This is a genomic window from Shewanella scandinavica (assembly GCF_031932065.1).
Taxonomy (GTDB): Bacteria; Pseudomonadota; Gammaproteobacteria; order Enterobacterales; family Shewanellaceae; genus Shewanella; species Shewanella baltica.
Genome location: NZ_JAUOES010000015.1, coordinates 64064 through 88798 on the forward strand (window position 1 = coordinate 64064; position 24735 = coordinate 88798).

The 24735-nt window shown below is 46.9% G+C and carries 20 protein-coding genes; 9 read left to right on the forward strand and 11 right to left on the reverse strand.

The features are described 5' to 3' along the window. Positions 1-9 precede the first annotated feature (9 nt). The 3 genes from Q4Q50_RS13950 (at position 10) to Q4Q50_RS13960 (ending at position 4302) form a co-directional block, all read left to right on the forward strand. Positions 10-2724, forward strand: coding sequence for a TonB-dependent receptor (locus Q4Q50_RS13950; RefSeq protein ID WP_443020119.1), 2715 nt, complete (start codon positions 10-12; stop codon positions 2722-2724). Between the two features lie 133 nt (positions 2725-2857). After that, positions 2858-3523 (forward strand): peptidase, encoded by a 666-nt coding sequence (locus Q4Q50_RS13955; protein ID WP_311899824.1) that lies wholly within the window; start codon positions 2858-2860, stop codon positions 3521-3523. Continuing rightward, a complete protein-coding gene (locus tag Q4Q50_RS13960; protein ID WP_311899825.1) occupies positions 3520-4302 on the forward strand; it encodes a PepSY domain-containing protein in 783 nt (260 codons plus the stop codon). Before Q4Q50_RS13955 ends, Q4Q50_RS13960 begins: the two co-directional genes overlap by 4 nt. 113 nt (positions 4303-4415) lie before the next feature. Here Q4Q50_RS13960 and Q4Q50_RS13965 read toward each other — a convergent pair whose 3' ends face one another. Then, the gene (locus Q4Q50_RS13965) at positions 4416-4964 is read right to left on the reverse strand and encodes a DUF3332 domain-containing protein (protein ID WP_261272210.1); all 549 of its coding nucleotides are present in this window, start codon (positions 4962-4964) and stop codon (positions 4416-4418) included. Between the two features lie 233 nt (positions 4965-5197). After that, the gene (locus Q4Q50_RS13970) at positions 5198-5743 is read right to left on the reverse strand and encodes a mechanosensitive ion channel family protein (protein ID WP_006080363.1); all 546 of its coding nucleotides are present in this window, start codon (positions 5741-5743) and stop codon (positions 5198-5200) included. 106 nt (positions 5744-5849) lie between these two features. Here Q4Q50_RS13970 and Q4Q50_RS13975 point away from each other — a divergent pair, with 106 nt between their 5' ends. The 4 genes from Q4Q50_RS13975 (at position 5850) to ahpF (ending at position 10855) form a co-directional block, all read left to right on the forward strand. Beyond that, positions 5850-6593 carry a spermidine synthase gene (locus Q4Q50_RS13975; protein WP_311899827.1) on the forward strand — a complete coding sequence of 248 codons (744 nt, stop codon included), beginning with the start codon at positions 5850-5852 and terminating at the stop codon, positions 6591-6593. A gap of 89 nt (positions 6594-6682) precedes the next feature. Beyond that, positions 6683-8215, forward strand: a complete 1533-nt coding sequence (locus tag Q4Q50_RS13980) for a leucyl aminopeptidase (RefSeq protein ID WP_311899805.1) — start codon at positions 6683-6685, stop codon at positions 8213-8215. Positions 8216-8552: 337 nt separating this feature from the next. Next, a complete protein-coding gene (gene ahpC / locus Q4Q50_RS13985; RefSeq protein WP_006080359.1) occupies positions 8553-9122 on the forward strand; it encodes an alkyl hydroperoxide reductase subunit C in 570 nt (189 codons plus the stop codon). 161 nt (positions 9123-9283) lie between these two features. Further along, positions 9284-10855, forward strand: coding sequence for an alkyl hydroperoxide reductase subunit F (ahpF, locus tag Q4Q50_RS13990; protein ID WP_311899806.1), 1572 nt, complete (start codon positions 9284-9286; stop codon positions 10853-10855). Between the two features lie 161 nt (positions 10856-11016). Here ahpF and Q4Q50_RS13995 read toward each other — a convergent pair whose 3' ends face one another. The 7 genes from Q4Q50_RS13995 to brnQ all read right to left on the reverse strand — a co-directional run bounded on the left by Q4Q50_RS13995 (position 11017) and on the right by brnQ (position 17196). Then, positions 11017-11214 (reverse strand): hypothetical protein, encoded by a 198-nt coding sequence (locus tag Q4Q50_RS13995; RefSeq protein WP_311899807.1) that lies wholly within the window; start codon positions 11212-11214, stop codon positions 11017-11019. 69 nt (positions 11215-11283) lie between these two features. After that, positions 11284-11523: a DUF4287 domain-containing protein gene (locus Q4Q50_RS14000; protein WP_259576026.1), complete on the reverse strand. Its 240-nt coding sequence runs from the start codon at positions 11521-11523 to the stop codon at positions 11284-11286. A 52-nt stretch (positions 11524-11575) separates the two neighbouring features. Further along, the gene (locus Q4Q50_RS14005; protein ID WP_006080355.1) at positions 11576-11998 is read right to left on the reverse strand and encodes a GNAT family N-acetyltransferase; all 423 of its coding nucleotides are present in this window, start codon (positions 11996-11998) and stop codon (positions 11576-11578) included. Positions 11999-12081: 83 nt separating this feature from the next. Further along, positions 12082-13806 carry a single-stranded-DNA-specific exonuclease RecJ gene (recJ, locus tag Q4Q50_RS14010; protein WP_311899809.1) on the reverse strand — a complete coding sequence of 575 codons (1725 nt, stop codon included), beginning with the start codon at positions 13804-13806 and terminating at the stop codon, positions 12082-12084. 94 nt (positions 13807-13900) lie between these two features. Next, the gene (gene dsbC, locus Q4Q50_RS14015; RefSeq protein ID WP_006080352.1) at positions 13901-14626 is read right to left on the reverse strand and encodes a bifunctional protein-disulfide isomerase/oxidoreductase DsbC; all 726 of its coding nucleotides are present in this window, start codon (positions 14624-14626) and stop codon (positions 13901-13903) included. Between the two features lie 140 nt (positions 14627-14766). Next, a complete protein-coding gene (xerD, locus tag Q4Q50_RS14020) occupies positions 14767-15669 on the reverse strand; it encodes a site-specific tyrosine recombinase XerD (RefSeq protein ID WP_311899810.1) in 903 nt (300 codons plus the stop codon). A 114-nt stretch (positions 15670-15783) separates the two neighbouring features. Then, positions 15784-17196 carry a branched-chain amino acid transport system II carrier protein gene (gene brnQ, locus Q4Q50_RS14025; protein WP_311899811.1) on the reverse strand — a complete coding sequence of 471 codons (1413 nt, stop codon included), beginning with the start codon at positions 17194-17196 and terminating at the stop codon, positions 15784-15786. A gap of 526 nt (positions 17197-17722) precedes the next feature. Here brnQ and Q4Q50_RS14030 point away from each other — a divergent pair. Continuing rightward, entirely contained in the window at positions 17723-18436 is a 714-nt protein-coding gene (locus Q4Q50_RS14030; RefSeq protein ID WP_311899812.1) for a tRNA1(Val) (adenine(37)-N6)-methyltransferase, read from the forward strand. Positions 18437-18542: 106 nt separating this feature from the next. Here Q4Q50_RS14030 and Q4Q50_RS14035 read toward each other — a convergent pair whose 3' ends face one another. Then, positions 18543-19538, reverse strand: coding sequence for an HD domain-containing phosphohydrolase (locus tag Q4Q50_RS14035; RefSeq protein ID WP_311899813.1), 996 nt, complete (start codon positions 19536-19538; stop codon positions 18543-18545). Further along, positions 19538-22864 (reverse strand): MHYT domain-containing protein, encoded by a 3327-nt coding sequence (locus Q4Q50_RS14040; RefSeq protein WP_311899829.1) that lies wholly within the window; start codon positions 22862-22864, stop codon positions 19538-19540. The genes Q4Q50_RS14035 and Q4Q50_RS14040 overlap by 1 nt, the downstream gene beginning before the upstream one ends. Before the next feature lie 457 nt (positions 22865-23321). Here Q4Q50_RS14040 and srmB point away from each other — a divergent pair, with 457 nt between their 5' ends. Next, entirely contained in the window at positions 23322-24581 is a 1260-nt protein-coding gene (srmB, locus tag Q4Q50_RS14045) for an ATP-dependent RNA helicase SrmB (protein ID WP_006080348.1), read from the forward strand. The last annotated feature ends 154 nt before the right edge of the window (positions 24582-24735 follow it).

Here is a 24735-nt window from a genome sequence, read left to right on the forward strand (position 1 = left end):
AGGCTTATTATGACCCGCTCCGCAGTAATGACTTCAATGGCAATAACCCTAGCCAGCATGGCCACGTTTTCAGGGATAGCAGCCGAAGCCGAAACTGAAGCAATGTTGCCAGCATCTGCAATTAAACCTCAAGTATCGACTCCCACGGCTATCGAAAGAATAGCCATTACAGGGAGTCGAATTCAAAGGGAAGAGATGGCTTCCACCGCGCCTATGACCGTTTTTACCGCGCAAGATATCGAGAAAACCGGTGCCACCTCAGTTGAGGTATTGCTGCAAAGAATGACGGCCTCTGCGGGGTTTGCGGGTAATCAAACAAATGCCTATTGGACTGAAGGTGGCTATGGTTCAACCCAAGTTAATCTGCGTGGATTAGGGGTGAATCGCACACTCGTACTGCTCAATGGTCGACGTATGCTGAACAGTGGCTCTGGGGCAAACTCCTCCGTTGATCTTAATACTATTCCCATTAGCGTGGTTGAACGAATCGAGGTCTTAAAAGATGGCGCATCCGCCATTTATGGTGCCGACGCGGTTGCAGGCGTGGTCAATATTATCACTCGGCAACAAATCGAAGGGGTTGAGTTTCAAGCACGAACGGGCATAACCGAGCAAAATGATGGTGAACAGTACAAGCTCGACCTTGCCATCGGTCATATAGGTGAGCGTGGCAGTGCATATGTGGCGATGAGTTACGATAAAACCCAAGCCGTCGATATGCTGAGTCGCGCACCTTGTCCGCTTGAGGAAGTGAATGGGGAGCTAGTGTGTGGCGGTAGCTCGGCGCTGCCGGGAGGCAGAGGCCATTTCATTGATGCCAATGGTAATTCAATCGGCGATCCGTTAATGCTTTTACCAACAGGAAGTGCCCCTTACACAAGCAGCCATAAAGACAATACTTATCAGTATTTTAATGCGGTTCAACCTAACGAGCGAGTCAATCTGTTTGCCTACGGTGAATATGACTTAACGGCGAGCAGCCAAGTGTTTGCTGAGGCCATGTACACTCACCGAAGTTCACAATTACCCGCTACTCCGCAATCGGTGTCAGGAATAGTCATCCCTGCTTGGCATGAATCAAATCCGATCGATGCAGACTTTCTGCTCCAGAGTCGCAGACTGGCTGAAGCACCCAGAAAATTTAATATTCAAGCGGATACTTGGCGCTTAGTGACAGGATTAAGAGGTGATTTAGACAACGGTTGGCAATGGGATGCCGCAGTTAACTTCGGCAGTAACCGTGGTTCCTATGAAGTGACCAATGTCATTAATAAGGCTCGTCTTGCCGAGGCGACAGACTATAGCAGTTGTAATATTGATCCTAATGTCCCTTGCGCAGACTTTTGGGGAGCAGGCTCACTCACACCTGAAATGCTGGACTATTTCCTGTTTAACATGCGTGATAGCGGCGGTAATGAGCAGTTTAGTCTCACGACAAATATCACAGGCGATCTATGGCAGTTACCCGCGGGCATGATGAGTTTTGCTGCAGGACTAGAGCACAGAAACGAGAAAGGATGGAATGATCCCGACCCACTTAAAATCAGTGGTGAAGCAAACACTGCCCAGCAAGATCCGATTGATGGTCGTTATACTGCCGACGAAATCTATCTTGAAACCTTGTTACCTATTTTAAGCGGCCTGCCCTTTGCCAAGTCAGTCGAATTAACTGCGGCGTTGCGATATTCCTATTTTGATACCTTCGGTAGCGATACCAATTATAAAATGGGGCTGCTGTGGGTCGTCAATGACGCAGTGACGCTGCGGGCCACGCAATCCACGGCATTCAGAGTACCGAATATTCCTGAGTTGTTTGGCGGCATAGATCAAGGCTCCATGAATACCACAGATCCTTGTAGCGAGTGGGTTAAGCTCGACCCTAGCTCGAATCGATACGCTAATTGTATGGCATCAAACGTGCCAACGAATTATAAGCAAGAAGGCACAATATTAACCGACCGTGGTGGCAATGCTGAACTTGAACCAGAAGAAGCTAATACCTTTACTGCGGGTATTGTTTGGGATCTGGGGTTTATTGAAGAGCTCAATATCACGCTCGATTACTACAAGATAGAGATTAATAACGCCATTAATTCAGTCAATGGTTCGAGTAAATTAGCCGCCTGTTACGACAGCAAAGGGATGACGCATCCTTTCTGTAGCGACGAACACTTTGTGCGAGACGCAATGACAGGCAACATTACCTATTTACAAACACAACTGGGCAACGCCGCCAACGAAGTGGTTTCAGGTGTTGATATGGCGATGTTTTACCAGAAAGAGATGGCAGGCTTAGTGACTAATACGACTTGGGAGCTGAGCTATTTAGATCAATACGATCTGCAAACCTACGCCGGTGCCCCCGTTGAATCTAGAGCAGGCACCATTGGTTATGATGGTAGCTACACCAAATGGCGCTCAAACCTCTATTTTGATGTCACTAATGACAATTGGCGCTTTAGCTACAACATTCAGTATATTGGCGCGGCGGATGATCAATATGCCAATGCTGGAGATATAGGGGACTCAGTTGATGCGCTCACTTACCATAACGCACAGGTTCATTATCAAATGGACAACAATATTGCGTTCACAGCAGGTATCGATAATCTGTTCGACAAGCAAGCGCCATATCATCAAAGCTTTACCGACGGTAATACCAACACTATGACGTACGACCTAATGGGACGTCGTTACTATGTCGGGATGAAATGGGCTCTGTAGTGCTTTGGGCTTAAGGGGCTGCCCCCCTTAAGCAAGCTGGCTAAATTAATTAAATAAAAAGTGAGTCATCAACTTGAAGCGGGTTAACACACTTAAACGAGTCTCATCGGCGCACTTTATGCACAGATGGTTGATGCTATTGCTGGTACTGCCGATTGGGATCTGGTCAGTCACCGGCAGCTATTTCGTCTTAATGGATCTGGGGTTTATCCGTGGCGATCATATTAAAGTGCAAGACATAAAGCATATCGATCCCAGCCAGCTCCATTACCCAATCGCAGCGGTTTATGAGCGTTTCCCCAAGGCTCAAGCAATCACGTTAACCTCAGTTACTGATAGCCTCTACTACCGGATTAAACTGAGCGATAAGTCCATTCTCGTGAACGCAGATTCGGGTGAGTTATTGCCTTCAATAACGGAGAAACAAGCCCGAATGATAGCTTCAAACTATCAGCATCACGGGTCTTTAGCCGTCGAGGCTAAGCTTGTTAGTGCAACCCTGCTCGCCGATATCGCCCCTGCGGAATTAGCGCCGCGATACTTGCCCGTTTGGAGAATGGATTTTAACAATAGCGCTGCCACAAGCCTTTACCTGTCAGCGACGACGGGTGAGCTAGTCACGCGCAGACATGACTATTGGCGTTTATTCGATCTCTTTTGGAAATGGCACATTATGGATTACGACGAAGGTGAAGCCATCGACAATCTTCTGCTGCTGACCACGGCTCTAATCTCTATTGTGGCTGTGTTAGCCGGCTTCATTTTACTTTGGCAGCGCAGAAGGAAGTATCTGAAATAATGCCGAAACTTAAATCTAAACCTAAGCCTAAGCCTCAAAGTAAACGCTTCAAACGCTGGGTCAAAATCGCTCACTATTGGCTCGGTGCCATAGTTAGCATTCAACTGCTACTTTGGCTTGTTACTGGGGTCTATTTCAATTTGACGCCCCATGATGAACTCAAGGGAATGGTGTACCAACAGAGCCATCACCCTGAGCCGCAAAGGCAAGCGTTTGAGCCACAAAAGCTTGTGAATATAACTCCCTTACTAGCGAAGCACACTCAAGTAGAAAGCCTGACATTAATGGCGCTCGCGGGTAAGCCTGTTTATGTACTCGATGCAAAGGTGCAGCGCTATGCACACCAGTGCCAACAGCAAACCTTGATTGATGCTTATACAGGCAATGTTTTACTTATTGATAAACAAAGCGCGCAACAACTGGCGCTTGAAAGTTACACCGGGCCGGGCAAGATTACCCAAGTTAAGCAAATCTCAGCCCCCATTAGCGAGTGGCCAACTCAGTGCAATTCACTGTGGCAAATAGCTATGGATGATGAGCTGTCGACGCGGATTTACATCAATGCGGTTAATGGTGAATTAGTTGGCCATAAAAATGACCACACAGACATCGCCGACTTGATGTTTAAATTGCACTTTATGGATTACCTCAATCAAGGCAGCTTCAACAACCCCTTTAGCTGGCTGCTGGGCATACTGACCTTGTTGCTATCCCTATCTGGCCTGTATTGGGTTGTTGAGAATCTGGTACTCAAGCGCTATCGAATTAGTATTGGTTAAATGGCTAAATACGGTCTTACATCGGCCTATGGAGAATAAAGCCCCTATTGAGGGGCTGGAATAAATTCGCTAATTTTGATACCCAATAACAAATTGGGCTTCAGCTAATCGCCTTATGCTGCAGGGTTTACCTCAGCATCCAGCAAACGACTTTCGCTATAGGCAACTAATTCTTGATTGCTAACACGGGTAATAAAAATATTATCAAGAAAAAAATCTACATCATCACCGGATTTACGGCCCGCTAATAACTGAGTGCTGCCGTCTTCATAGGCTAAGGTCATAGCGACGGTTTGTTCATCAGGATAGGTAATTTGTGCCTGTGTGAGTTTTACAGGGGCTGACTTTAGCTCATCACTTACATGGGGGTTAAGCTTGAAAATAGCATCGACGGGCATATCTACCACAGCAGGAGATTTATCGGTAATGGGATTTTTACCCGTCCAAAACTCGATAGTATTCACGATAAACAAATCGCCTGTAGCCGCAATGCCATAAATCGGGCTCAATAGAATAAACAGCCCAGCACGACCATAACGGTTATCCACTGCACTTAAATTTCCCTTAGTCACCATTTGGCTTAAACCCATTTGCCCCATACAGGCCGTTAATTGAGTCGTTAACACCGCCGCGATAGTCACAGCTAGAAGTTTAGATTTCATTGAATTCTCCCTTAAAAACAAAAGGGCGAAGTCTAAGCAGAGTGAATAACTAAACCGTGCGTTCAAGCACAGTATGAGGTAAAAAAACAGCGTGGCATGTAATAAAACCCCCTGTATTTGTTAGTAAACACTCAGTAAGCAAGCAAACATAATGAGAAGATAATAGGATTAAGAGCCCCGGCAATCACTCACAACAGTTTGATAATCAATGTAGCACTGCGCAGCTAGCCAAACTACTCAGGATCAAACTTCTTCTTGCCTTCGAGTAAAGCCTGACGTTCGGCTAAGGGAGTCTGATCGGCGAGCTTTAACACTGCCTTTTGCAGCATTAAGTTATTGGGATAAGTAATGGTATCGCCGTTATCGCGGTGGATTAGCACATGGAATAACGCGATTTCGATAATCACACCGCTAATATCTTCATCCTTATCCACGACTCGAATGCGCTCGCCGATACGGTAAGGAAATACGAAAAAGATCAGCACGCCAGCGGTTAAATTACTCAATATCGACCATTGAGCAACCAATGCTACGCCCATCACAGCAAAGGCGGATGAAACAAATAGCGACACATCCTGATAGCCCAGCCCAAGCGAGACAGCCATCAGTGATAAGGTAATAAAAAACATCACATAGGAAATAAAACGGGTGACTAAACTGGTCCGCGCCACACTCACTTGCTTCATTTGCGCCAGTTTTCTCACCCAATGGGTTAAGGCGCGCTGTAAAAAGAGAAACACTGCAAGATAAATACAGGCAAGCAGGATTTGATTTGTCATAATAGCGGCTCAATTAACTAAAACTGTCTGAATTCTAACTTTTTTGCGCGAGCAGTTATAGCCTGTGCAAGCGAGCCAAACAGCTAAACCGAGTAATAAATCCAATATGGCCGACTCTACCCTCTTACATGAAACCCAAGACGCACTAGGCCCAATCCGCGTAATCGATTACGACGACTCACGGATCCTGTCCTTTGGGGATAACGACGAGCAGAGTAAAATCCTCAAGGCTGCGCCCCATATTCCCCAGCACACTTATGTGCAAGCCATGTTGTTGGTTTTGCTGTTTTGTAAGCCTAAGAGCGCCATCGTTTTAGGTTTAGGCGGCGGCTCGATTATCCACTCTCTACGCAATTTCGACGCGGCAATAAAGTTAACGGCGGTAGAGTTACGCCCCGCGGTGATTGAATTAGCTAAGCGCTATTTTCAACTGCCGATAGGTAAAAAGCTCAATCTTATCAATGATGATGCCATCGCCTTTTTGGCCGCAGGCGATCATAAAAAAGTCGATGTGATTTTTGCCGATATCTACACAGCCAAAGGCGTTGAAACGGGACAGCTTTCGCCAGTATTCCTTGAGCAATGCACTAACCTCATTAAACCCAACGGTTATTTAGTGCTGAACTGCTGGAAAGAACATAGCCAAAATCGCGAATTATTAGCCGACTTACAACAACACTTTGCCCATGTGAATGCTTGCCTCACTGGCGGCGGTAATTGGGTGATATTTGCGAGCCATTCGCCACAGCTTTTAGGCACGTCGGCCCTGAAAAGTCAGGCTCAATCTTTGTCGCAACAATTAGGTTTTGCCCTTGAGCGATCACTGACACGCTTTGGGCCTTGGATTTAATATTAATATCAGCAAAATAGCTTAAATTAGTTAACCCTAAGGCTGAGCTTTGATATTCTTCTCACACTCCTATGATATGAGCTGTCACCATGAAAAATAAGCACAAATTTATGTTAAGCGTTATGGCTCTGGCGTGCCTTAACTCTCTCAATGCTAACGCCGAGATTTTTAGTTTTGACACTCGTAGCTCACTGAATTCAGATACATTAGTGCTATTCCAAAGCGCTGATGCTACTACCTATGGGATCGATTTTTTACCTCAGTCGACCCAAGACCAATTAAACCTAGCGACGGCAGATAACAGCTTTTCCGGTAAGCAAGGTGAAATCCTCGAGATTTTAGTACCGAGCGAAATCGATGCTAAGCGAGTCTTACTGGTCGGCATTGGCGATACTAAAACCTTAACGCCCGGTGATATCAATACAATCGGTGGTAATGTTGCAGCCAAACTCGATACGGTTCCCCAAGCCACAGTACGCGTACTCACCCAAGGTTTAACGGCCGCGCCGTTATTTGCCTCTGAGCTGGCACACGGTATTGAACTGCGCAGCTATCGTTACACTCAGTTCAAGGCGAGTACCCATGCCGAGAAGAACTACCAAATCGCCGTCGATGATTTAAGTGGCAACCAGAAACACCATAAAAATCTGCAAGCGGTTGAAGCTGGGGTGTTTTTAGCCCGCGATCTCACCAACGCGCCCGCGGGCATTATGTATCCAGACAGCTTTGCCAATGAGGCGAGAAAACTCAAATCCCTCGGCGTTAAAGTCACAGTATTAGAAGCCAAAGATATCGAACGCCTACAACTGGGCGCCTTGGCGGCAGTAGGTAAAGGCAGCGAACGCCCACCTAAGTTAGTGGTGGCCCATTGGCCGGGCAGCAAAGACGCACCTATTGCGCTGGTCGGTAAAGGCATCACCTTCGACTCGGGCGGTTACAACATTAAGGCGACGGGCACTTCTATCGCACGGATGAAGTCAGACATGGCGGGCGCAGCCACTGTGCTTGGCACCATTAAAGCTATGGCACTCCAAAAGGCGCCAGTCAACGTAGTGGCGATTATGCCGATGGCGGAGAACATGATCTCTGGCCACGCAATGATCCCTGGGGACGTGATTAAAACTGCCCAAGGGCTCACCGTTGAAGTGCTCAATACCGATGCCGAAGGTCGCTTAGTGCTGGCCGATGGCCTCTGGTATGCCAGAGAAAACTATAAGCCTTCCATCATAGTGGATGTCGCGACCTTAACGGGATCTAAAGTCGGCGCACTCGGCAGCGTATATGCGGGATTGTTTACCGACTCAGAAACCTTGGTTCAGCAGTTAACCTATGCGGGACAACAGGTTGGCGAGAAAGTGTGGCGTCTACCCTTAGATCAAGCCTACGATGATGAGCTTAAGTCCACGATCGCGGATCTGAAAAACACCGGTAAAGAAGGTAGCGCGGGCGCTTCCTCTGCGGCCATGTTCTTAAAACGCTTTGCGGGCGAACAGCCTTGGGCACATCTCGATATCGCGGGCAACGCCTTAACCGCCACCGATACCGCCGTTGTGCCTGCGGGCGCCACAGGTTACGGCGTGCGTTTGCTCAGCACTTGGTTAACTCAGCCTAAGAAAAACTAGGTTCTAGGCTCTCTAGAATATTGTTTTAATTGATTTTATATTCTAAGGGATATCATTGATATCCCTTTTTTATGCCTGAAATTTAGCTCAACCGATCCACTGAAAGGTCATCGCATACAATCCAGACCCAATCCCAAGCACACCAAAGCCCAGCTGCTGTGGAAAAACCGATTGAGTCCTACCTAACTGCACCAGCATTCGACTAAACCGATTAGGATAATAGTTTTTATCCGTTATCTTAATTTTATGCGAGTCGGTAATATGCTTCACATCGACAGGACGCAAGCAAATGTCCTGTTATGAACTTAAGCAATCATCAACTAAATGGAAGCATAAAATGACTCAATCAATTATCAACAGCACAATCAAACCATTCAAAGCCACTGCGTATCACAATGGTGAGTTCGTTCCAGTAACGGAACAAGACCTGTTAGGTAAATGGTCAGTTGTATTCTTCTACCCTGCTGACTTCACCTTTGTTTGCCCAACTGAATTAGGCGACATGGCGGATTACTACGAGCAGCTGAAAGGCATGGGCGTTGAAGTTTACTCAGTATCAACTGACACTCATTTCACTCACAAAGCGTGGCATGACACGTCAGACACCATCAAGAAGATCAACTTCCCAATGCTGGCTGACCCAACAGGTACTATCAGCCGTAACTTCGGCGTGATGATTGAAGAAGACGGTTTAGCACTGCGTGGTACTTTCGTGATTAACCCAGAAGGCCAAATCAAGGTCAGCGAAGTTCACGATTTAGGCATCGGCCGTAGCGCTCAAGAGCTTGTTCGTAAAATTCAAGCTGCTCAATATGTTGCAACTCACGATGGCGAAGTTTGCCCAGCTAAATGGCAGCCAGGTGACGACACATTAGCACCGTCTTTAGACCTAGTTGGCAAAATCTAATTTAGCCCAAAGCGTCAACCCCGCCAGTCTAGCGTCCCAAGCTGATTGGCGTTACAGCCAACACAGTTGTAGCGCCACGCAGCAAAGGATTAAGCCCGCCCCTGCAAGGGCCTAGACTGGCCCCCTTACCTCTCCCTTTTACGCGATTTTGGAGTCATCACATGTTAGATGCGAATTTAAAAAATCAACTGCAAACCTATCTGCAAAACCTCAAGAGACCAGTTGAACTTGTCGTGTCTGCAGATGAGAGCAAAAAGTCTCAAGAATTAAAAAGCTTAGCGCAAGACATTGTCAGCCTATCTTCTCTGGTGAGCCTGAAAGAAACTCAGGGCGAACGCACCCCGGCGATGACAGTGATTAACCCAGAGCTTAATACGCAAATCAGCTTTGCGGGTCTGCCTATGGGTCACGAATTTACCTCACTTGTGTTGGCCTTACTGCACACGGGTGGACACCCAATCAAACTCAGCGATGACATTATCGAGCAGATCCGCAATCTGCCAGGCAAATATGCCTTTGAAACTTACGTCTCACTGACCTGCCAAAACTGCCCAGACGTAGTACAGGCACTGAACATGATGGCGGCGATTAACCCGAATATCACCAACGTGATGATCGACGGCGCCCTGTTCCAAGACGAAGTGGCGAGCCGTAACATTATGGCCGTGCCTTCTGTCTACTTAAATGGCGAAGTGTTTGCAGCCGGTCGTATCAGCATTGGCGAGATCCTCAATAAATTGGATACCAATGCCGCAAGCCGCAAGGCCGATGAAATTAATGAAAAAGCGCCATTCGAAGTCTTAGTGGTGGGCGGCGGCCCAGCCGGCGCAGCGGCAGCTATTTATGCAGCACGTAAAGGCCTTCGCACTGGTATTGTTGCCGATAAGTTTGGCGGCCAAGTGGCTGAAACCGTTGGTATCGAGAACTTTATTTCGGTCAAAGCGACCGAAGGTCCCAAGCTAGTGGCAAACCTTGAGGCCCATGTACGAGACTACGAAGTCGACATCATGGACAACCAAAAGGCAGTTTCTTTAGGCACAGATGGCTTGTTCGAGCTTGAACTGGCAAGCGGCGCTAAATTACGTAGCCGTACCGTATTGTTAGCCACAGGTGCGCGCTGGCGTGAAATGAATGTCCCCGGCGAGAAAGAATACCGTGGTAAAGGTGTCGCATACTGCCCGCATTGCGATGGCCCGTTATTTAAAGGCAAACGTGTGGCGGTGATTGGCGGCGGTAACTCAGGTATCGAAGCGGCTATCGATCTCGCCAACATAGTAGAACATGTGACTGTGCTGGAGTTTGATAAAACCCTACGCGCCGACGATGTGCTACAACGTAAAGCAGCGTCTATGGGTAACATCAAGATTATTACCCAAGCCATGACCACAGAAGTGACTGGCGATGGTACTCGGGTTAATGGCCTAAACTACACAGACAGAGCAACAGGCGAGAGTCACCATGTCGCACTTGCAGGTATCTTCGTACAGATTGGGCTAGTACCGAATACCGAGTGGCTAAAAGGTGTGGTTGAACTGACGCCACGTGGGGAAATCGTTGTCGATGCCCGCGGTCAAACATCCATCCCTGGAGTATTTGCGGCAGGCGATGTGACTGACACGCCGTTCAAGCAAATTATCATCGCCATGGGCAGCGGTGCGAGTGCATCACTGGGCGCATTTGATTACTTAATTCGTCACAGCGATGAAGAAATCGCCGAAACCAAAGCAGCTTAACGAGTTAACCAACATCACAGTTAATACCAATAAAATAGCCAGCATTCGCTGGCTATTTGCTTTTTAAGTCATAAGACACTTAATAATTTTGGTCTTCGATTTAGTATATAAACGAAATTATACAAGTTCCCAAATCCCCGAAGGAGATAAATCTGCGGCTTTTATTTTCCCAGTACGACGTAATTGAGTAGCGGCCCAGCGCATATCGTATTGCCATTTAAAAAAAGATCGCCAGAGCCACGAAGCTCTACTTCATGGTGTAGCCATATATATTTAGCAACATCTATCAATCGGGAACTACCTCCATTAGCGATTAATGCAGTTAAAACCCAGTCGGGTAAATCTTCTTTAGTAGCCATACCTATCCTTAAGCAATTCAACACTATCTAAATGTTAAGCAAGATACCTAGTTGAGTAATATTATTTATCTACTGATTAGAGGCTAAAAAATACGCCACCAGCGCATTGGCATGCCCATGACCGAGTTGGTGATCACTCTTAAGCCAAGCCACCATTTCCATATGCTTTTTGCCTTCGAGACCTTGCAAAAGCGTTAGCCAGTGGGCGATCGGCTGACCATAGGTTTTCTCGATAGAAGGGAAATATGATGCGGGGCCTTTCACTTTCACGCTATCGGCTACTGTCGTTGGCTGAGTTTTTCCTGTCATAACAGATGTCCTTATCTTGATATTTATAGAATTTACGTCAATAAAATCTAGCCTAAAGGTAGGGATTCTCAAGCCGAATTTGCATTAAGGTTTCAGGCGTATCGACTGCGTTGAAACCAAACTGGGCATAGAGTCCATGGGCATCGCGGGTGGCGAGCATTATGCGCCTTAATCCCTGTAAATCAGGATGTTCCATAATTGATGTCATCATCAACTTGCTTAAGCCTAAGCCACGGTGCGACTCAAGTACAAACACATCGGCAAGGTAAGCAAAGGTGGCTTTATCTGTGATTAAGCGGCCAAAGGCCACTTGTTTAGCTTCACTATCAAGCACAGCAAAACACAGGCTATTGGCTAACGCTTTACGCAACAATGCCTTTGGCATGCCCTGAGCCCAATAGCTATTACTGATAAAACCATGAATAACCTCAAAATCCATTTCCGCTTGATCACAACTCACACTATATGTCGGCATGACTCCACTCCCTTTTATCCCCAATTAAGTGCAGCATTTGGCATTCAATACCTAGGCTATAACCACGTTATCAATTACAGCGACTACATAGCTTCGATCTGCTCAACCATGAGTTGCAGCGAGAAATTACCGCGATACTCATTCACATCAAGCTTATAAACAATACGGGCATGGCGAATGGTCGCATCGGGCCAAGTGTGCAAATCCACATTAAAAGCAATCGCATCGAGCATCACAGTGCCGCACTGGGTTTCGAGTACAAGCTTAAGATGGCGCTCGCCGACGAGGCGTTGCTGCACTATCGTAAAATAGCCATCAAACAGTGGCTCTTCAAAGGCTTGTCCCCAAGGCCCGGCATTGCGCAGTAACTGGGCCATCTCAAGATTCAGTTCCGTGGGAGTGAGTTCACCATCGGACCACAGCTCGCCAGTTAGCAGTTCAGGTTTGAGCAGTTCGCGCACCGCATCATCATAGGCTTTGGCAAACGTAGCAAAACTGCCAGCTTTGAGTGATAAGCCCGCCGCCATCGCATGGCCGCCAAATTTGATAATCAGTCCTGGGTGGCGCGTGTTGACCAGCTCGAGCAAGTCGCGCATATGCAAGCCTTTGATTGAACGCGCCGAGCCTTTAATTTGACCATTGCCGGCATCGGCAAAGGCGATCACGGGTCTGTGGTATTTGTCTTTAATGCGCGAGGCCAAAATACCAATGACGCCTTGGTGCCAATCTTCTTGAAATAGCGCGATACCCCAAGGTAACTCGTCTTCGTTGAGCTTTAAGTGCTCAAGGCTTTTTAAGGCTTCCTGCTGCATGCCGACTTCCAGCTCACGACGCTCTTGGTTTAACCCATCGAGCTCGGCCGCCATACGCCGCGCGTACATCATGTCTTCACAGAGTAAGGTTTCGACCCCAAGCGCCATTTCATCGAGCCGGCCTGCGGCATTAAGCCTTGGGCCCACAGCAAAACCAAAGTCGGAAGCAACAATACGCGCAGGATTTCGCTTCGCCACTTCAAGCAGTGCGGTAATCCCCACACGGCAGCGGCCCGCTCGCACGCGCTGCAAACCCGCTTCGACTAAAATCCGATTATTAGCATCCAGCGATACCACATCGGCAACGGTGCCAAGGGCAACGATGTCGAGCAGCGTGCCTAAATTGGGCTCAGCAATACCGCGCGTTTGATACCAGTTTCGCGTTCGCAGTTCAGCCCTTAATGCCGTCATCAAATAAAAGGCGACGCCAACACCAGCAATCGATTTACTCGCGAATGGGCAACCGGGTTGGTTCGGATTCACTATCGCATCAGCAGCAGGCAACTCGTGTCCGGGTAAATGATGGTCAGTAATCACCACTTGCATACCAAAGGCTTTGGCCGCAGCAACGCCATCAATCGATGAAATACCGTTATCGACAGTGATCAGCATTTCAGCCTGTTTAGACGCCGCAACCGCAACAATTTCAGGGCTTAAGCCGTAGCCGTAATCGAAGCGATTGGGGATCAAATAGTCCACTTTCACCGCGCCCATCATCCGTAGCGCCAGCATACACACGCTAGTTGAGGTCGCACCATCGGCATCAAAATCACCGACGATCAGAATCGACTTATTCGCCTGCATGGCATCGGCAATAAGCGCCGCAGCTTCGGGTAAGCCTTTCATGGTTTCAGGTCTTAATAGACCCTTAAGGACAAGTTCGCATTCGTGGCTGAGCGCACCGCGGCGAGCGTAAAGCTGCTTCAATAGCGGCGAAAGATGAGCAGGTAAATGGCTATCATCAACGGTTGGGCGACGGACTATCTTATGGATCAAGGGACTCAAACTCTCATGAAATCGTGGCGATAAGATAACAAAAAGGTGAGCCTTAAGCTCACCTTTCGTGGGATAAATTTTACTATTTTGACTGTTACTGACGCGCTTCTAAGGTGCGTAATAAGTCCGCAGGGGGTTGATAACCTGGGATCATATTGCCATCTTCTAACACGATTGCCGGCGTACCATTCACACCAAAGGTGGTGCCTAAAGCATATTGCTCGGCAATTTTAGCATCGCATGTTGCTGCGGCAACTTTGCTGCCCGCTTTAGCGTCTGTCATGGCTTTTAATGGATCTTTAGCACACCAGATGGCTTGCATTTCGTCGGCGTTGGCTGACGGCACGCCCGCACGCGGAAAGGCTAAGTAACGCACGGTAATGCCAAGCTTGTTGTAATCGGCCATTTGGCTATGCAATTTACGGCAATAACCACAACTGACGTCGGTAAATACAGTGACCACGTGTTTTTCATTTTTAGCTTTGTAAACCAACATATGGTCTTCAAGCGGCTTCATCATTTCTAAACGTGGGCCAGCTAATGCCGCTTCCGTTAAGTTTTTCATGCCTTTATCTAGGTCATACAAACTGCCGTGGAACAGTTTTGAACCATCACGACTAATATAGAGCACGCCGCGGTTGGTCATGGCTTGATACAAACCCTCAATCGGCGAATCCTGCATAGAAATGACTTCAACATCCAACATCTCAGTCAGTTTTTGCTTAATAGCAGCGGTATCTGGCGAGGTCGCTGTTGCGGCGTGAGCAAGAGGAGCTACAACAAGGGCAAAAATTAAAGATAATGCTCGGGTTAACTTCATGGGACATCCTATAAATTGGGTCTCGACGAGGAGATTTTGAGGTCGTTCAAACGCGATATACTTAATAGACCCCGTATGGTGGCAAAAAGTTACAGACAAGCCGCGCGGAAAGCAAATTTATGCTGTAACTAAATCCTTTTTCAGCCTCTTGGATGATGCTGTTGATGCAATTCCTGCAGCCTTGCCCGCGCCACATGGGTATAAATCTGCGTGGTCGACAGGTCGCTATGGCCTAACAGCAATTGCACCACCCGCAGATCGGCACCGTGATTGAGCAAATGGGTAGCAAAAGCATGGCGCAATGTGTGCGGTGATAATGCGGTTTCAATCCCAGCACGCAGGGCATACAACTTAATCCGATGCCAAAAGGTTTGCCGCGTCATCATCTGCCCGCGTTTTGACGGAAACACCACATCGGATTGTTTATTGCCGAGCAACTCTTGGCGCGCAAACTTCATGTAGTTCTCAACCTCGGTAATCGCTAATTCACCCAGCGGCACAAGACGCTCTTTACCGCCCTTACCCACAATGCGCACTAAACCTTGGCGCAGGCTCATCTGCTCCATCGTCAAGCCAATGAGCTCACTCACCCTCAAACCTGTCGCATACAACAGCTCTAGCATGGCTTTGTCGCGACATTCGACCGCATCTTCCACATTGGGCTCAGACAACAAGCGATCGACCTGTGATTCACTCAATGAATCGGGTAAATGGCGGGTTAATTTAGGCGACTCGACGAGGGCCATAGGATCGGCTGAAATCTGCTTGGTCTGCACTAAATAGGTATAGAAACGCCGTAAACTGCTGAGCAGCCGAGCGCTACTGGTGCGTGCAAAATCCTGCTCAACTCTAAAGGCTAAATACGCTCTGACATCCGCCTGAGAAACCGCGAGCAGCGTTACCCCTTGCTGAGCTTGATAACGATCAAAATGGCGCAGATCGGTGCGATAGGCCGATAAGGTGTTGTCACTCAGTCCCTTGCTCGACCAGAGATCATCAAGAAAAACATCAATGAGCGGATCGGGCTGATATGTCTTAGGCACAAAAACTCCATAAAAAAACGGCGTCATCAAATGATACGCCGTTGATATTAACTTAACTAGATTTAAGCCTACATCAGCTTAACTGAGTCCCGCGTAAAAACGCGAGTACAAGGCTTAAGCAGCAGCCGTTTGATCACGACCACGACCAAACACTAAACACAGTACTATGGTTGCAATCGTTGGCAGTAACCAAGCCATGCCTTCTTCATAGAGTGGCAGCTTAGATAACACGGGAGACATCACATCCACGACATGGATAAAGCCCTGCGCGAAGCCATTCACCGCTTGACCATCAGCGTCAGTCAAACTTTTCGCTGCCACTTTAAGACCATCGAAGATACCGAAAAACAGTGCCACACTCAGTACTGCACGGTGTGCAAACTGCGGATTCGCAAAATAAGCGGTCAAGAAAGTGATGACCACTAAAGCGATTGCCACAGGATAAATTGTCATCAACACAGGAATACTGATGGCGATAAGCTGCGTAAGGCCCACGTTAGCGATCACAGCACAAATCACGCTTAAGAAGATCACCAGGAAACGGTAAGACAGTTTAGGCATCAGCTCATTGAAGAACTCAGAACATGCACTCACAAGGCCAACCGCTGTGGTTAAACAAGCTAAAGTCACGACCGATGACAACAAGACTGAGCCTAAATCACCAAATTCACGGGTCACATAGTTCGTTAAAATCTCGCCGCCATTTTTAGCACCGATGGCGATATCGCCTGCGGTCGCACCTAAAAAGAACAGCGACACATACACAAAGGCTAAACCAGCGGCAGCAATAAAGGCGGCGCGGATCAGATATTTAGTTTGAGCACTCGGTTGTTCAATCCCCTTTTTGCGCAGGATATCGATAATCAACATACCAAACATCAAGGACGCTAACGTATCCATAGTGTTGTAGCCTTCCAAAATACCTTTGGTCAGCGGATGGTTTTGATAATCGCCTACGGCTTGGCCCACTTCGGAGGCAGGTAAAAACATCACAGATGCAGCCAATCCAACTAACAAGATCAATAAAATAGGCGTTAATACTTTACCTACGCTATCGAGCAGCTTGCCAGGGAAAAGCGCCAATAACATAGTGACGGTAAAGAAACACATGGTGAATAGCAGTTGCGACAGATTCAGTTCTAAACTGCCCAGTAAAAATGTGGCCGTGGTGTCATCGATAAAGGGCTTAGCGCCAATCTCGTAAGCCACTAAACCGGTACGCGGCGCAGCAAACGCAGGGCCGATAATGATATAAATCGCGATAGCCAATGTCGTTGCTGCAAATACTGGCAGCATAGCCATAACCTTACCTTGAGCCTTAGCGACAGCAATCAGTCCAACTAAAGGTAAACCTACGGCGGTAATCAAAAAACCCAACATGGCGAGGGGCATATTACCGCCCGCTAACATTCCCGCGAACGGTGGAAAAATTAGGTTACCTGCCCCTAAAAAGAATGCGAAGGTCATAAAACCTAAGCCCAATGTATCTGCGATACTCATCTGATTGTCTTGCACTGGAAGCCCCATCTTGTCTTATTGTTTTTTTACAAACTTAAGTGATTATGTGTCGATTAGCCATAGCTAAAACAAAGCCCATCCGGAGTGCAAATTTTTGTTTACACAATTCCGTGGTAAATATGTTCGATATCTGTCGAGTTTATAATCTATGACGAACTTTTGCGCAGCCGTACTGACTACTAATTCACCACTAAACTCGTTTACCTATCCGTTAATCATAAAAGTGATTAAAAATGGGGGCGAAACTAATACCAGACTTAAAGTGCTAATACAAGACAACAAGACCATTAGGATAAAAAAAGCGAAATAATGCTAATTAACTGCTAATAAAAGGTTTCTAAGGCAATAAAATAAAGCGTTAATTAAGTAAAATCTGTATTGCGCCTTAAAAAAAAATCTTATGCCGACACAAATTCATACATCTAGGGCAACATCTTCTGTTTAAAAGCATTGGCTAAAAACGAGGGCTAGAATTAGAATACTGCCCGCCCAATATTGGGCCTAACCACCTTAGAACGGCAAAAATTAACTCTCCATGGCATTCACTTTTAAACAATTTCATATCAATGATATGAATTGCGGCATGGCCGTAGGCACAGACAGTGTCGTCCTAGGCGCGTGGGCTCAACTGACCGTAGCAAAAACAGTTTTAGATATTGGTGCTGGCAGCGGCTTACTCAGTTTAATGGCAGCGCAGCGCAGCCAAGCACACATTACCAGTGTCGAGTTAGACGCCAGTGCAGCCGAGGCTTGCCAGCATAACTTCCACAATAGTCCGTGGGCGAATCGACTCACCTTAGTCAACAGCAGTATCCAAGACTTTTGCCAACAGGTTGAGTACCAAGGGTATTTTGATCACATCATTTGTAATCCGCCCTATTTTGAGCAAGGCACGCAGGCGATACAATCCCAGCGCGCTATGGCCCGTCACACAGATAGCTTAAGTTTTGCCGCGCTACTCAATGCCATAGATTTATGCCTCTCGCCCCAAGGTCAAGCTACCTTGATTCTGCCAATGCAAAGTCTGCCGCGCTTTGCTGCATATGTTGCAGAGTCGTCGACACTCGCTATTGCCAAACAAGTACCAGCCAAAAGTGTGAGTACCAAGGAGGCGAATCGGGTATTAATTGTGGTCAGCAAAGATCGGCAAACTCCTACTGAACACGGGGAGCTGACGATTCGAAATAGTGAAGGCAAGTACACAGAGCAGATGATCGAACTCGCTCGAGATTTTTACCTCAAGCTATAAAGGCCACTATCTAAAGTGGCTGTTAAGTTAAATAGCCTTTTATTTCAAGCAGTAAACTGCATTGCATTTAAGATGACATCAGGTTAAAGCCTTGTAGCACAGGGCTTTAACGGTCGTTCCACTTCTCTTTGATTTCTATTATTTTCGGTAAGTTTTCGGCAAATAATCTGACCAATACAGGATCAAAATGCACGCCGCTTTGCGCTTGAATGTAGTCCATGGTTTTGTCGACTGACCACGCCTCTTTGTATGGTCGCTTACTGGTTAACGCATCAAATACATCGGCTAAGGCCACAATTCTGCCCTCTAAGGGGATTTGCTCACCTTGCAGCCCATGGGGATAACCCGTGCCATTCCATTTCTCATGATGAGTAAGTGCCACTGATTTAGCTAAACGCAATAACTCAGAATCCACCTCGCCAATAATTTCAGCACCAATTTGAGGATGAGTTTTCATGATCTCAAACTCCTCGTCGGTTAACTTTCCAGGCTTGAGCATTATGCTGTCGGCAATACCAATTTTGCCAATATCGTGCATAGGCGCGGCATGCAACAAATCATCCGCCTGCGATTCCGTTAAGCCGTAGGCCAGCGCCAATATTCTCGAATAATGGCTCATTCTAAGCACATGGGTGCCGGTTTCATTATCTTTGTATTCCGCTGCCCTGCCCAAGCGCTGAATCACTTGCAGACGCGTTCGTTTTAACTCATCAGCCTGAACCAGCGACAAATGTGTTTTTACCCTAGCTTTGACGATCGCCGCTGAAATAGGTTTGGCGATATAGTCCATACCTCCCGCGGCAAAGCCTGCAGCCTCGTCGTGTTCGTCATTGAGTGCCGTCACAAAAATCACCGGAATAGACTGGGTTTCAGTCATAGTCTTCAGTGTTTGACATACCTCAAAACCCGTCATATTTGGCATCATTATATCGAGCAGTATCAGTGACGGTTTTTCGATTTGTGCTAAGCGCAGTGCCTCCTCGCCATTTTTAGCAAAAATGAGCTGATAGTCTTGATGCAGTATTTGCTTCAACACCCGTAAATTGACCGGTTCATCATCCACTAGCAATAAGGTTTGTTTCGATTCAGTTGCTGTCTGCATTACCACTCCTCATGTATGGAGATAGCGACCCTGAGTGCCATCAACGCCTTGTAGGCGATATCAAAATCAAAGTCATCTAAGGCATTAACAATACTGGTTATCGCGGCTCTATTTGCATCATCAGTGAGTTTCTGTAGCGCGATAAGCTCCGCCTCATCAAAGGAGTGATGGGAAATCGCCGCAAGAAGCGCATCGATATGGGGCAAGATAAGCTGCGCGTAATCGGCCTTTTTCGATAGGTTATTCGAGGCAGAATGTTCGGGTAATGTTGCACCCGCAATATAGGCTTCTATCTCGCCAAATGAGGCACAAACGTCATCAAATATCTGCGGTATCGACTCAGGTTCGGCACTTTCCATTTGGCTAAACAACTGCATCCATTTTGACAAACCTAAGTTGCCACTGATGCCCTTTAAACCATGGCTCAACTGCTTTATCCGCTGGAGATCATCTTGATTGATTGCGTCTTGTAATTGCTGGCTTTTGTCAGGCCACTGGGCAACAAACTTGGTCAACTCTTTGATGTATATAGACAAGCTCCCCCACAGCTTTATGCCATGCTGCTCGTCAATCACGAGATACCGATTTGACTGGGGCAATTCCACCACAGTCGTCAGCGGCTCGAGTTTAAGTACTCTGGCAATCTCACGGCTTAAGTGCGCAAAATCAATAGGTTTATTGGCAAAGCCATCCATACCTGCTTGTACTGCGGCGTTTTGGTCTTGCTCTAATACACTGGCCGTTAAGGCAATAATCGGCATGTGCACCAGTTGCTCTTCAGCTTCCTGTTGACGACGTATTTTAGCAGCGGTTAATCCATCCATAATCGGCATTTGCAGATCCATCAGGGTGATGTCAATCGAGCCTTTTTGCATGCGAACTAAGGCCTGCTGACCATCACGAGCAGTGATCACCTTATGCCCCAAACGGGTGAATAGTACCGTCAGTAAATCAATATTCTGCTGAATATCGTCAACCACTAATATGGTCAACGGAGGCAAAGCCGTGATGTCAGATTGTTGTTTTGATAAGGTTTCGCAGCTGACTTTTAAGGGAATCGTAAAACGGAATGTACTGCCCTTGCCCAACGTACTTTGAACTTCAATGTGTCCGCCCATCAACTCAACCAACTGTTTACTGATAGTCGTACCTAAACCTGTGCCGCCGTATTTGCGGCTCATGGACGCATCGGCCTGCGAGAAAGCATCGAATACATGCTGAAGCTGATCCGGCGACATACCAATCCCAGTATCCGCAATCTCAAAGGTCACCTGTTGGTCATGTTCAGGATAAACGCGGACAGTGACGGCACCTTCAGACGTGAATTTTACCGCATTGCCCACTAAGTTAATCAGCACCTGCCTGATCCTTTCTGGTGAGCCGACATAGTTGCTTGCCATAGATGGCGCGATATCCACGCCTAAAAACAAGTTCTGGTTTTTAGCTTGCAACCAAAGTGTCGAGATAACAGTGTCGATTTCATCGGTTAATGAAAAAACGCGACTTTCGAGCTCAAGCTTACCTTTGTCTAATTTGGCGCTATCCAACACATCATTGAGCAAATGTAACAGGGATTTGGCGGAGCGATTAATGGTAGTTAACTGTTTTTGCTGCTCAAGTTCTAGTCTAGATTCTAATAAAATATCGCTAAAGCCTATGATGGCATTCATTGGTGTGCGAATTTCATGGCTCATATTGGCTAAAAATGCCGAACGTGCAGCAGCGGCTTGCTCAGCATTATTCTTTGCTGTAACTAAGTCCTGCTCCATTTTTTTGCGTTCGGTAATGTCCATCACAAACCCATCTATCCAAAGCTCACCATTGGACTCATCGTTTATGTAGTTGCCATGTTCAAATAACCAACGCACTTCACCATCTCGACGAATAATGCGATATTCCATTGAAAACGTCGGTGGCTGTGCACTGTAATAAATAGTATCAAGATCATCAGGATGATAAAGATCGGAGAAAAACCGTTGGGGATGAGGCAACTCGAAATCTGCAGCCGGATAACCTGTGATGTTTAATACCGCATCACTAATGTAAACCATTGGCCAGCCTTGAGTATTTTTACAACGATAAGCAATGCCAGGGATATTACCGATCAAAGATCTAAACTTGGCTTCATTATTTTTAAGCTCAAGCTCCATTTCATTACGCTTGCTGAGATCAGTGATAAAACCGACAAAATAATGATCTTTCCCCTGCATTACATGGCCAATGCTTAAGTTAATCGGCACTTGGGAGCCATCTTTATGCTGCGCTTCAACCTCTCTGCCAAGCCCAATAATTTTAGCTTTGTGTGTTTCAACGTATTTAGCTAAATAGCCATCATGCTCTTCACGAATGGCATCTGGCACAATTTTCTTCACGTTAAAGCCCATCAGCTCATCGGCTCGCCAACCTAGAATCACGGTCACAGCTTTGTTCACACTGACAACAATGCCTTTGCCATCAATAGTAATAATCCCATCGATTGCCGTATTCATCATGGCGCGCATTCTGTCTTCATTGGATTTTGCCAACTGAGTCAGATCTTTATATTTGAAGATCAGGTTTACGATTAACACTAGGCTGATAATGGTGACAGTAATGACGGACACGCCAATGGCGAGATAGAAAGAGATTTCAGAGGTTTGCTGAGTTAACTCCAACCCTTCAGGCTTAACAAAACGCGCAGCCGCCATACCGGTATAGTGCATACCTGAAATCGCCAGTCCCATTAAGATACTGGCGAGAAAGTTACTCGTTATCGGATTGATATTTAGCGTGATTAATTTATTTACGCCAGTCCTGACCCACAATGCAATAATAGCCAGCAATACAGCCACTATGATAGAAAGCGCAAATATTAATGGGTCGTAACGCAGTAGCGGCGCCATGTCCATCGCAGCCATGCCAACGTAATGCATAGTGCCAATCCCCGCGCCAACGAGGGTGCCACTGATCAACACCTGTGAGAAGCGAAAGCTAGGTTTAGCTAATAGATTCAACGCCACCCATGAAGCAGCGATACTAGGTAACAAGGATAGGGCTGTCAGCGCAAAGTTGTAACTCACGGGCGAACACAAATCAAAAGCCAGCATGCCGATAAAATGCATCGACCAAACTCCGCCCCCCAACACAAGACTCCCTGTGAACAACATGATCTGTTTACGGAAATGGGATTGGCTCGTGACCGCTTGCGTTGCAACCTGAAAGGTCATAAAGGCTGAAAAAATCGCAATAAAAATAGACAGAGCAACCAGCGAGGGATTGTAGTAGACGTTTAGTAACAGACTGTCTTGAGACGAGATAAAAAAATGTGATAACCCATCGAATGTCATATCGTTTTCAGCCCATCTATCAGAAACATAAAATCCAATCAAAACCTGTTTGCTTATCTTCCCGAGCAGGGCTAACGCTCAGGAACCCACTTTAAATAACGCTAGTAAGTGGATAAATATTTATGCCAAGGCTCCTAAAAACACATCACTCAATCCATCGAAATAAACCTTAACAACAGCCTATCTTCATTATATTCGCAGTATCTTATAGAAGTTTAAAAAAATGTCTGCCCCTTTGATGATAGCGAAGTGCGGAATAACTGCAAAACAGCGGCACGAATGAGCTGCACTAAACACTCATAACCACTCAACCAGCACAAAAGCTGCTGAGATCTCACTATTTTTTAGCGAAACAGACTACTGAGCGACATAAGTTTATCCCCGCTCAGATTAAGTTATTTAAGTTAACCGCTATAACCTTTATAATGCTTCGCTATTATCCGTCGAGACGCTGCGCATGCAATTTGAAGATTTCCAGCTTGACCCTAGCTTATTAGAGTCGCTTAATGCCATGGGGCATCATTCACCCACCACTATTCAGCAAGAAACTATCCCTTATGCCCTAGAGCAAAGAGATATTCTCGCGCGCGCCCCGACAGGAACAGGTAAAACAGCGAGTTTTTTACTGCCATCGTTGCAACATTTAATCGACTTCCCCCGTCGTTTCGCTGGGCAAGCACGTATCCTGATCCTCACACCAACCCGTGAGTTAGCCAGCCAAATCCACCGTTATGCGTGTCACTTAGCCACAGGCCAAGGTTTAGACATAGCGATAGTGACTGGTGGTGTGCCTTACGGACCACAAGAAGAAGCCTTAGCGGGCAACGTCGATATTCTGGTCGCGACCCCTGGCCGCCTGATGGAATATTTAGACAAAGGCAATTTCAACGCCCAAGAAGTCGATATCTTAATTATCGACGAAGCCGACCGCATGCTAGACATGGGCTTCTCTTCTGTAGTGCAAGCGATTGCTATCGAAGCCCAAGGCCGCAAACAGAACATGCTGTTCTCTGCCACTTTAGAAGGCGGCGGCGTGCAACGTTTTGCCCGCGAAGTGTTAAACGACCCGATTGAAATCGATGTTGAAGCCCCTCGCAGTGAAAAAGCCAAGATCCACCAATGGATCCACTTAGCCGATGATAAAGAGCATAAATTTGCCCTGTTATGTCATCTGCTGCGCCAAGAAGATGTGAAACGGACTATCGTGTTCGTAAAAACCCGCGACATCGTTTCTAGCTTAGAAGGCCAGTTACTTAAAGTCGGTATTGCCTGCGCCTTCATGCGTGGCGATATGGAACAGAAAAAACGTTTCCAAGCTTTGAGCCGCTTTACCAAAGGTGAAGTGAACGTCTTGCTGGCAACCGATGTGGCTGCACGCGGTATCGATATCGACGATATCACCCATGTGATCAACTTCGACATGCCACGCTCTGCCGATACCTACATTCACCGTATCGGTCGTACTGGCCGCGCTGGCGCAAAAGGTACTGCGATTTCGTTGGCCGAAGCACACGACATGCGTATCGTCGGTAAAATCGAGCGTTATATCGAGCAACCGTTGAAACGCCGCGTGATCGAAGAGCTGCGTCCAAAGAACAAAGAAGCGCGGACACCGGGTAAGAAAAAAGCCAAAGTGAAAGCGAAAGAAGCAGCGAAGAAAACCAGCAAGAAAGAAGCGGCAAAGAAAGCGAGTAAAATCGCCCGCAAGAAGAAGTAACGCCAGCTTGCAATAATCCAACTAAAGCCGCTATATGCGGCTTTTTTATTACCTAAATTTAACTCAATGCAATAAATCAACTGGCGAGTAAAAGCTAGTCATAATATATAGAGCATGGAATACGGCCTATTTAGCTCTGCCAATCCGCAAGCTA

Coding starts and splice junctions, on each gene's coding strand:
- Q4Q50_RS14030 (WP_311899812.1), top strand. CDS start 17,723: ATGGCATTCACTTTTAAACAATTTCATATCAATGATATGAATTGCGGC.
- Q4Q50_RS14005 (WP_006080355.1), bottom strand. CDS start 11,998: ATGCCGACATATAGTGTGAGTTGTGATCAAGCGGAAATGGATTTTGAG.
- Q4Q50_RS14040 (WP_311899829.1), bottom strand. CDS start 22,864: ATGACATTCGATGGGTTATCACATTTTTTTATCTCGTCTCAAGACAGT.
- brnQ (WP_311899811.1), bottom strand. CDS start 17,196: ATGGGGCTTCCAGTGCAAGACAATCAGATGAGTATCGCAGATACATTG.
- srmB (WP_006080348.1), top strand. CDS start 23,322: ATGCAATTTGAAGATTTCCAGCTTGACCCTAGCTTATTAGAGTCGCTT.
- Q4Q50_RS14035 (WP_311899813.1), bottom strand. CDS start 19,538: ATGCAGACAGCAACTGAATCGAAACAAACCTTATTGCTAGTGGATGAT.
- Q4Q50_RS14000 (WP_259576026.1), bottom strand. CDS start 11,523: ATGACAGGAAAAACTCAGCCAACGACAGTAGCCGATAGCGTGAAAGTG.
- Q4Q50_RS13955 (WP_311899824.1), top strand. CDS start 2,858: ATGCTATTGCTGGTACTGCCGATTGGGATCTGGTCAGTCACCGGCAGC.
- Q4Q50_RS13950 (WP_443020119.1), top strand. CDS start 10: ATGACCCGCTCCGCAGTAATGACTTCAATGGCAATAACCCTAGCCAGC.
- ahpF (WP_311899806.1), top strand. CDS start 9,284: ATGTTAGATGCGAATTTAAAAAATCAACTGCAAACCTATCTGCAAAAC.
- ahpC (WP_006080359.1), top strand. CDS start 8,553: ATGACTCAATCAATTATCAACAGCACAATCAAACCATTCAAAGCCACT.
- dsbC (WP_006080352.1), bottom strand. CDS start 14,626: ATGAAGTTAACCCGAGCATTATCTTTAATTTTTGCCCTTGTTGTAGCT.
- Q4Q50_RS13995 (WP_311899807.1), bottom strand. CDS start 11,214: ATGGCTACTAAAGAAGATTTACCCGACTGGGTTTTAACTGCATTAATC.
- Q4Q50_RS13975 (WP_311899827.1), top strand. CDS start 5,850: ATGGCCGACTCTACCCTCTTACATGAAACCCAAGACGCACTAGGCCCA.
- Q4Q50_RS13980 (WP_311899805.1), top strand. CDS start 6,683: ATGAAAAATAAGCACAAATTTATGTTAAGCGTTATGGCTCTGGCGTGC.
- Q4Q50_RS13970 (WP_006080363.1), bottom strand. CDS start 5,743: ATGACAAATCAAATCCTGCTTGCCTGTATTTATCTTGCAGTGTTTCTC.
- Q4Q50_RS13965 (WP_261272210.1), bottom strand. CDS start 4,964: ATGAAATCTAAACTTCTAGCTGTGACTATCGCGGCGGTGTTAACGACT.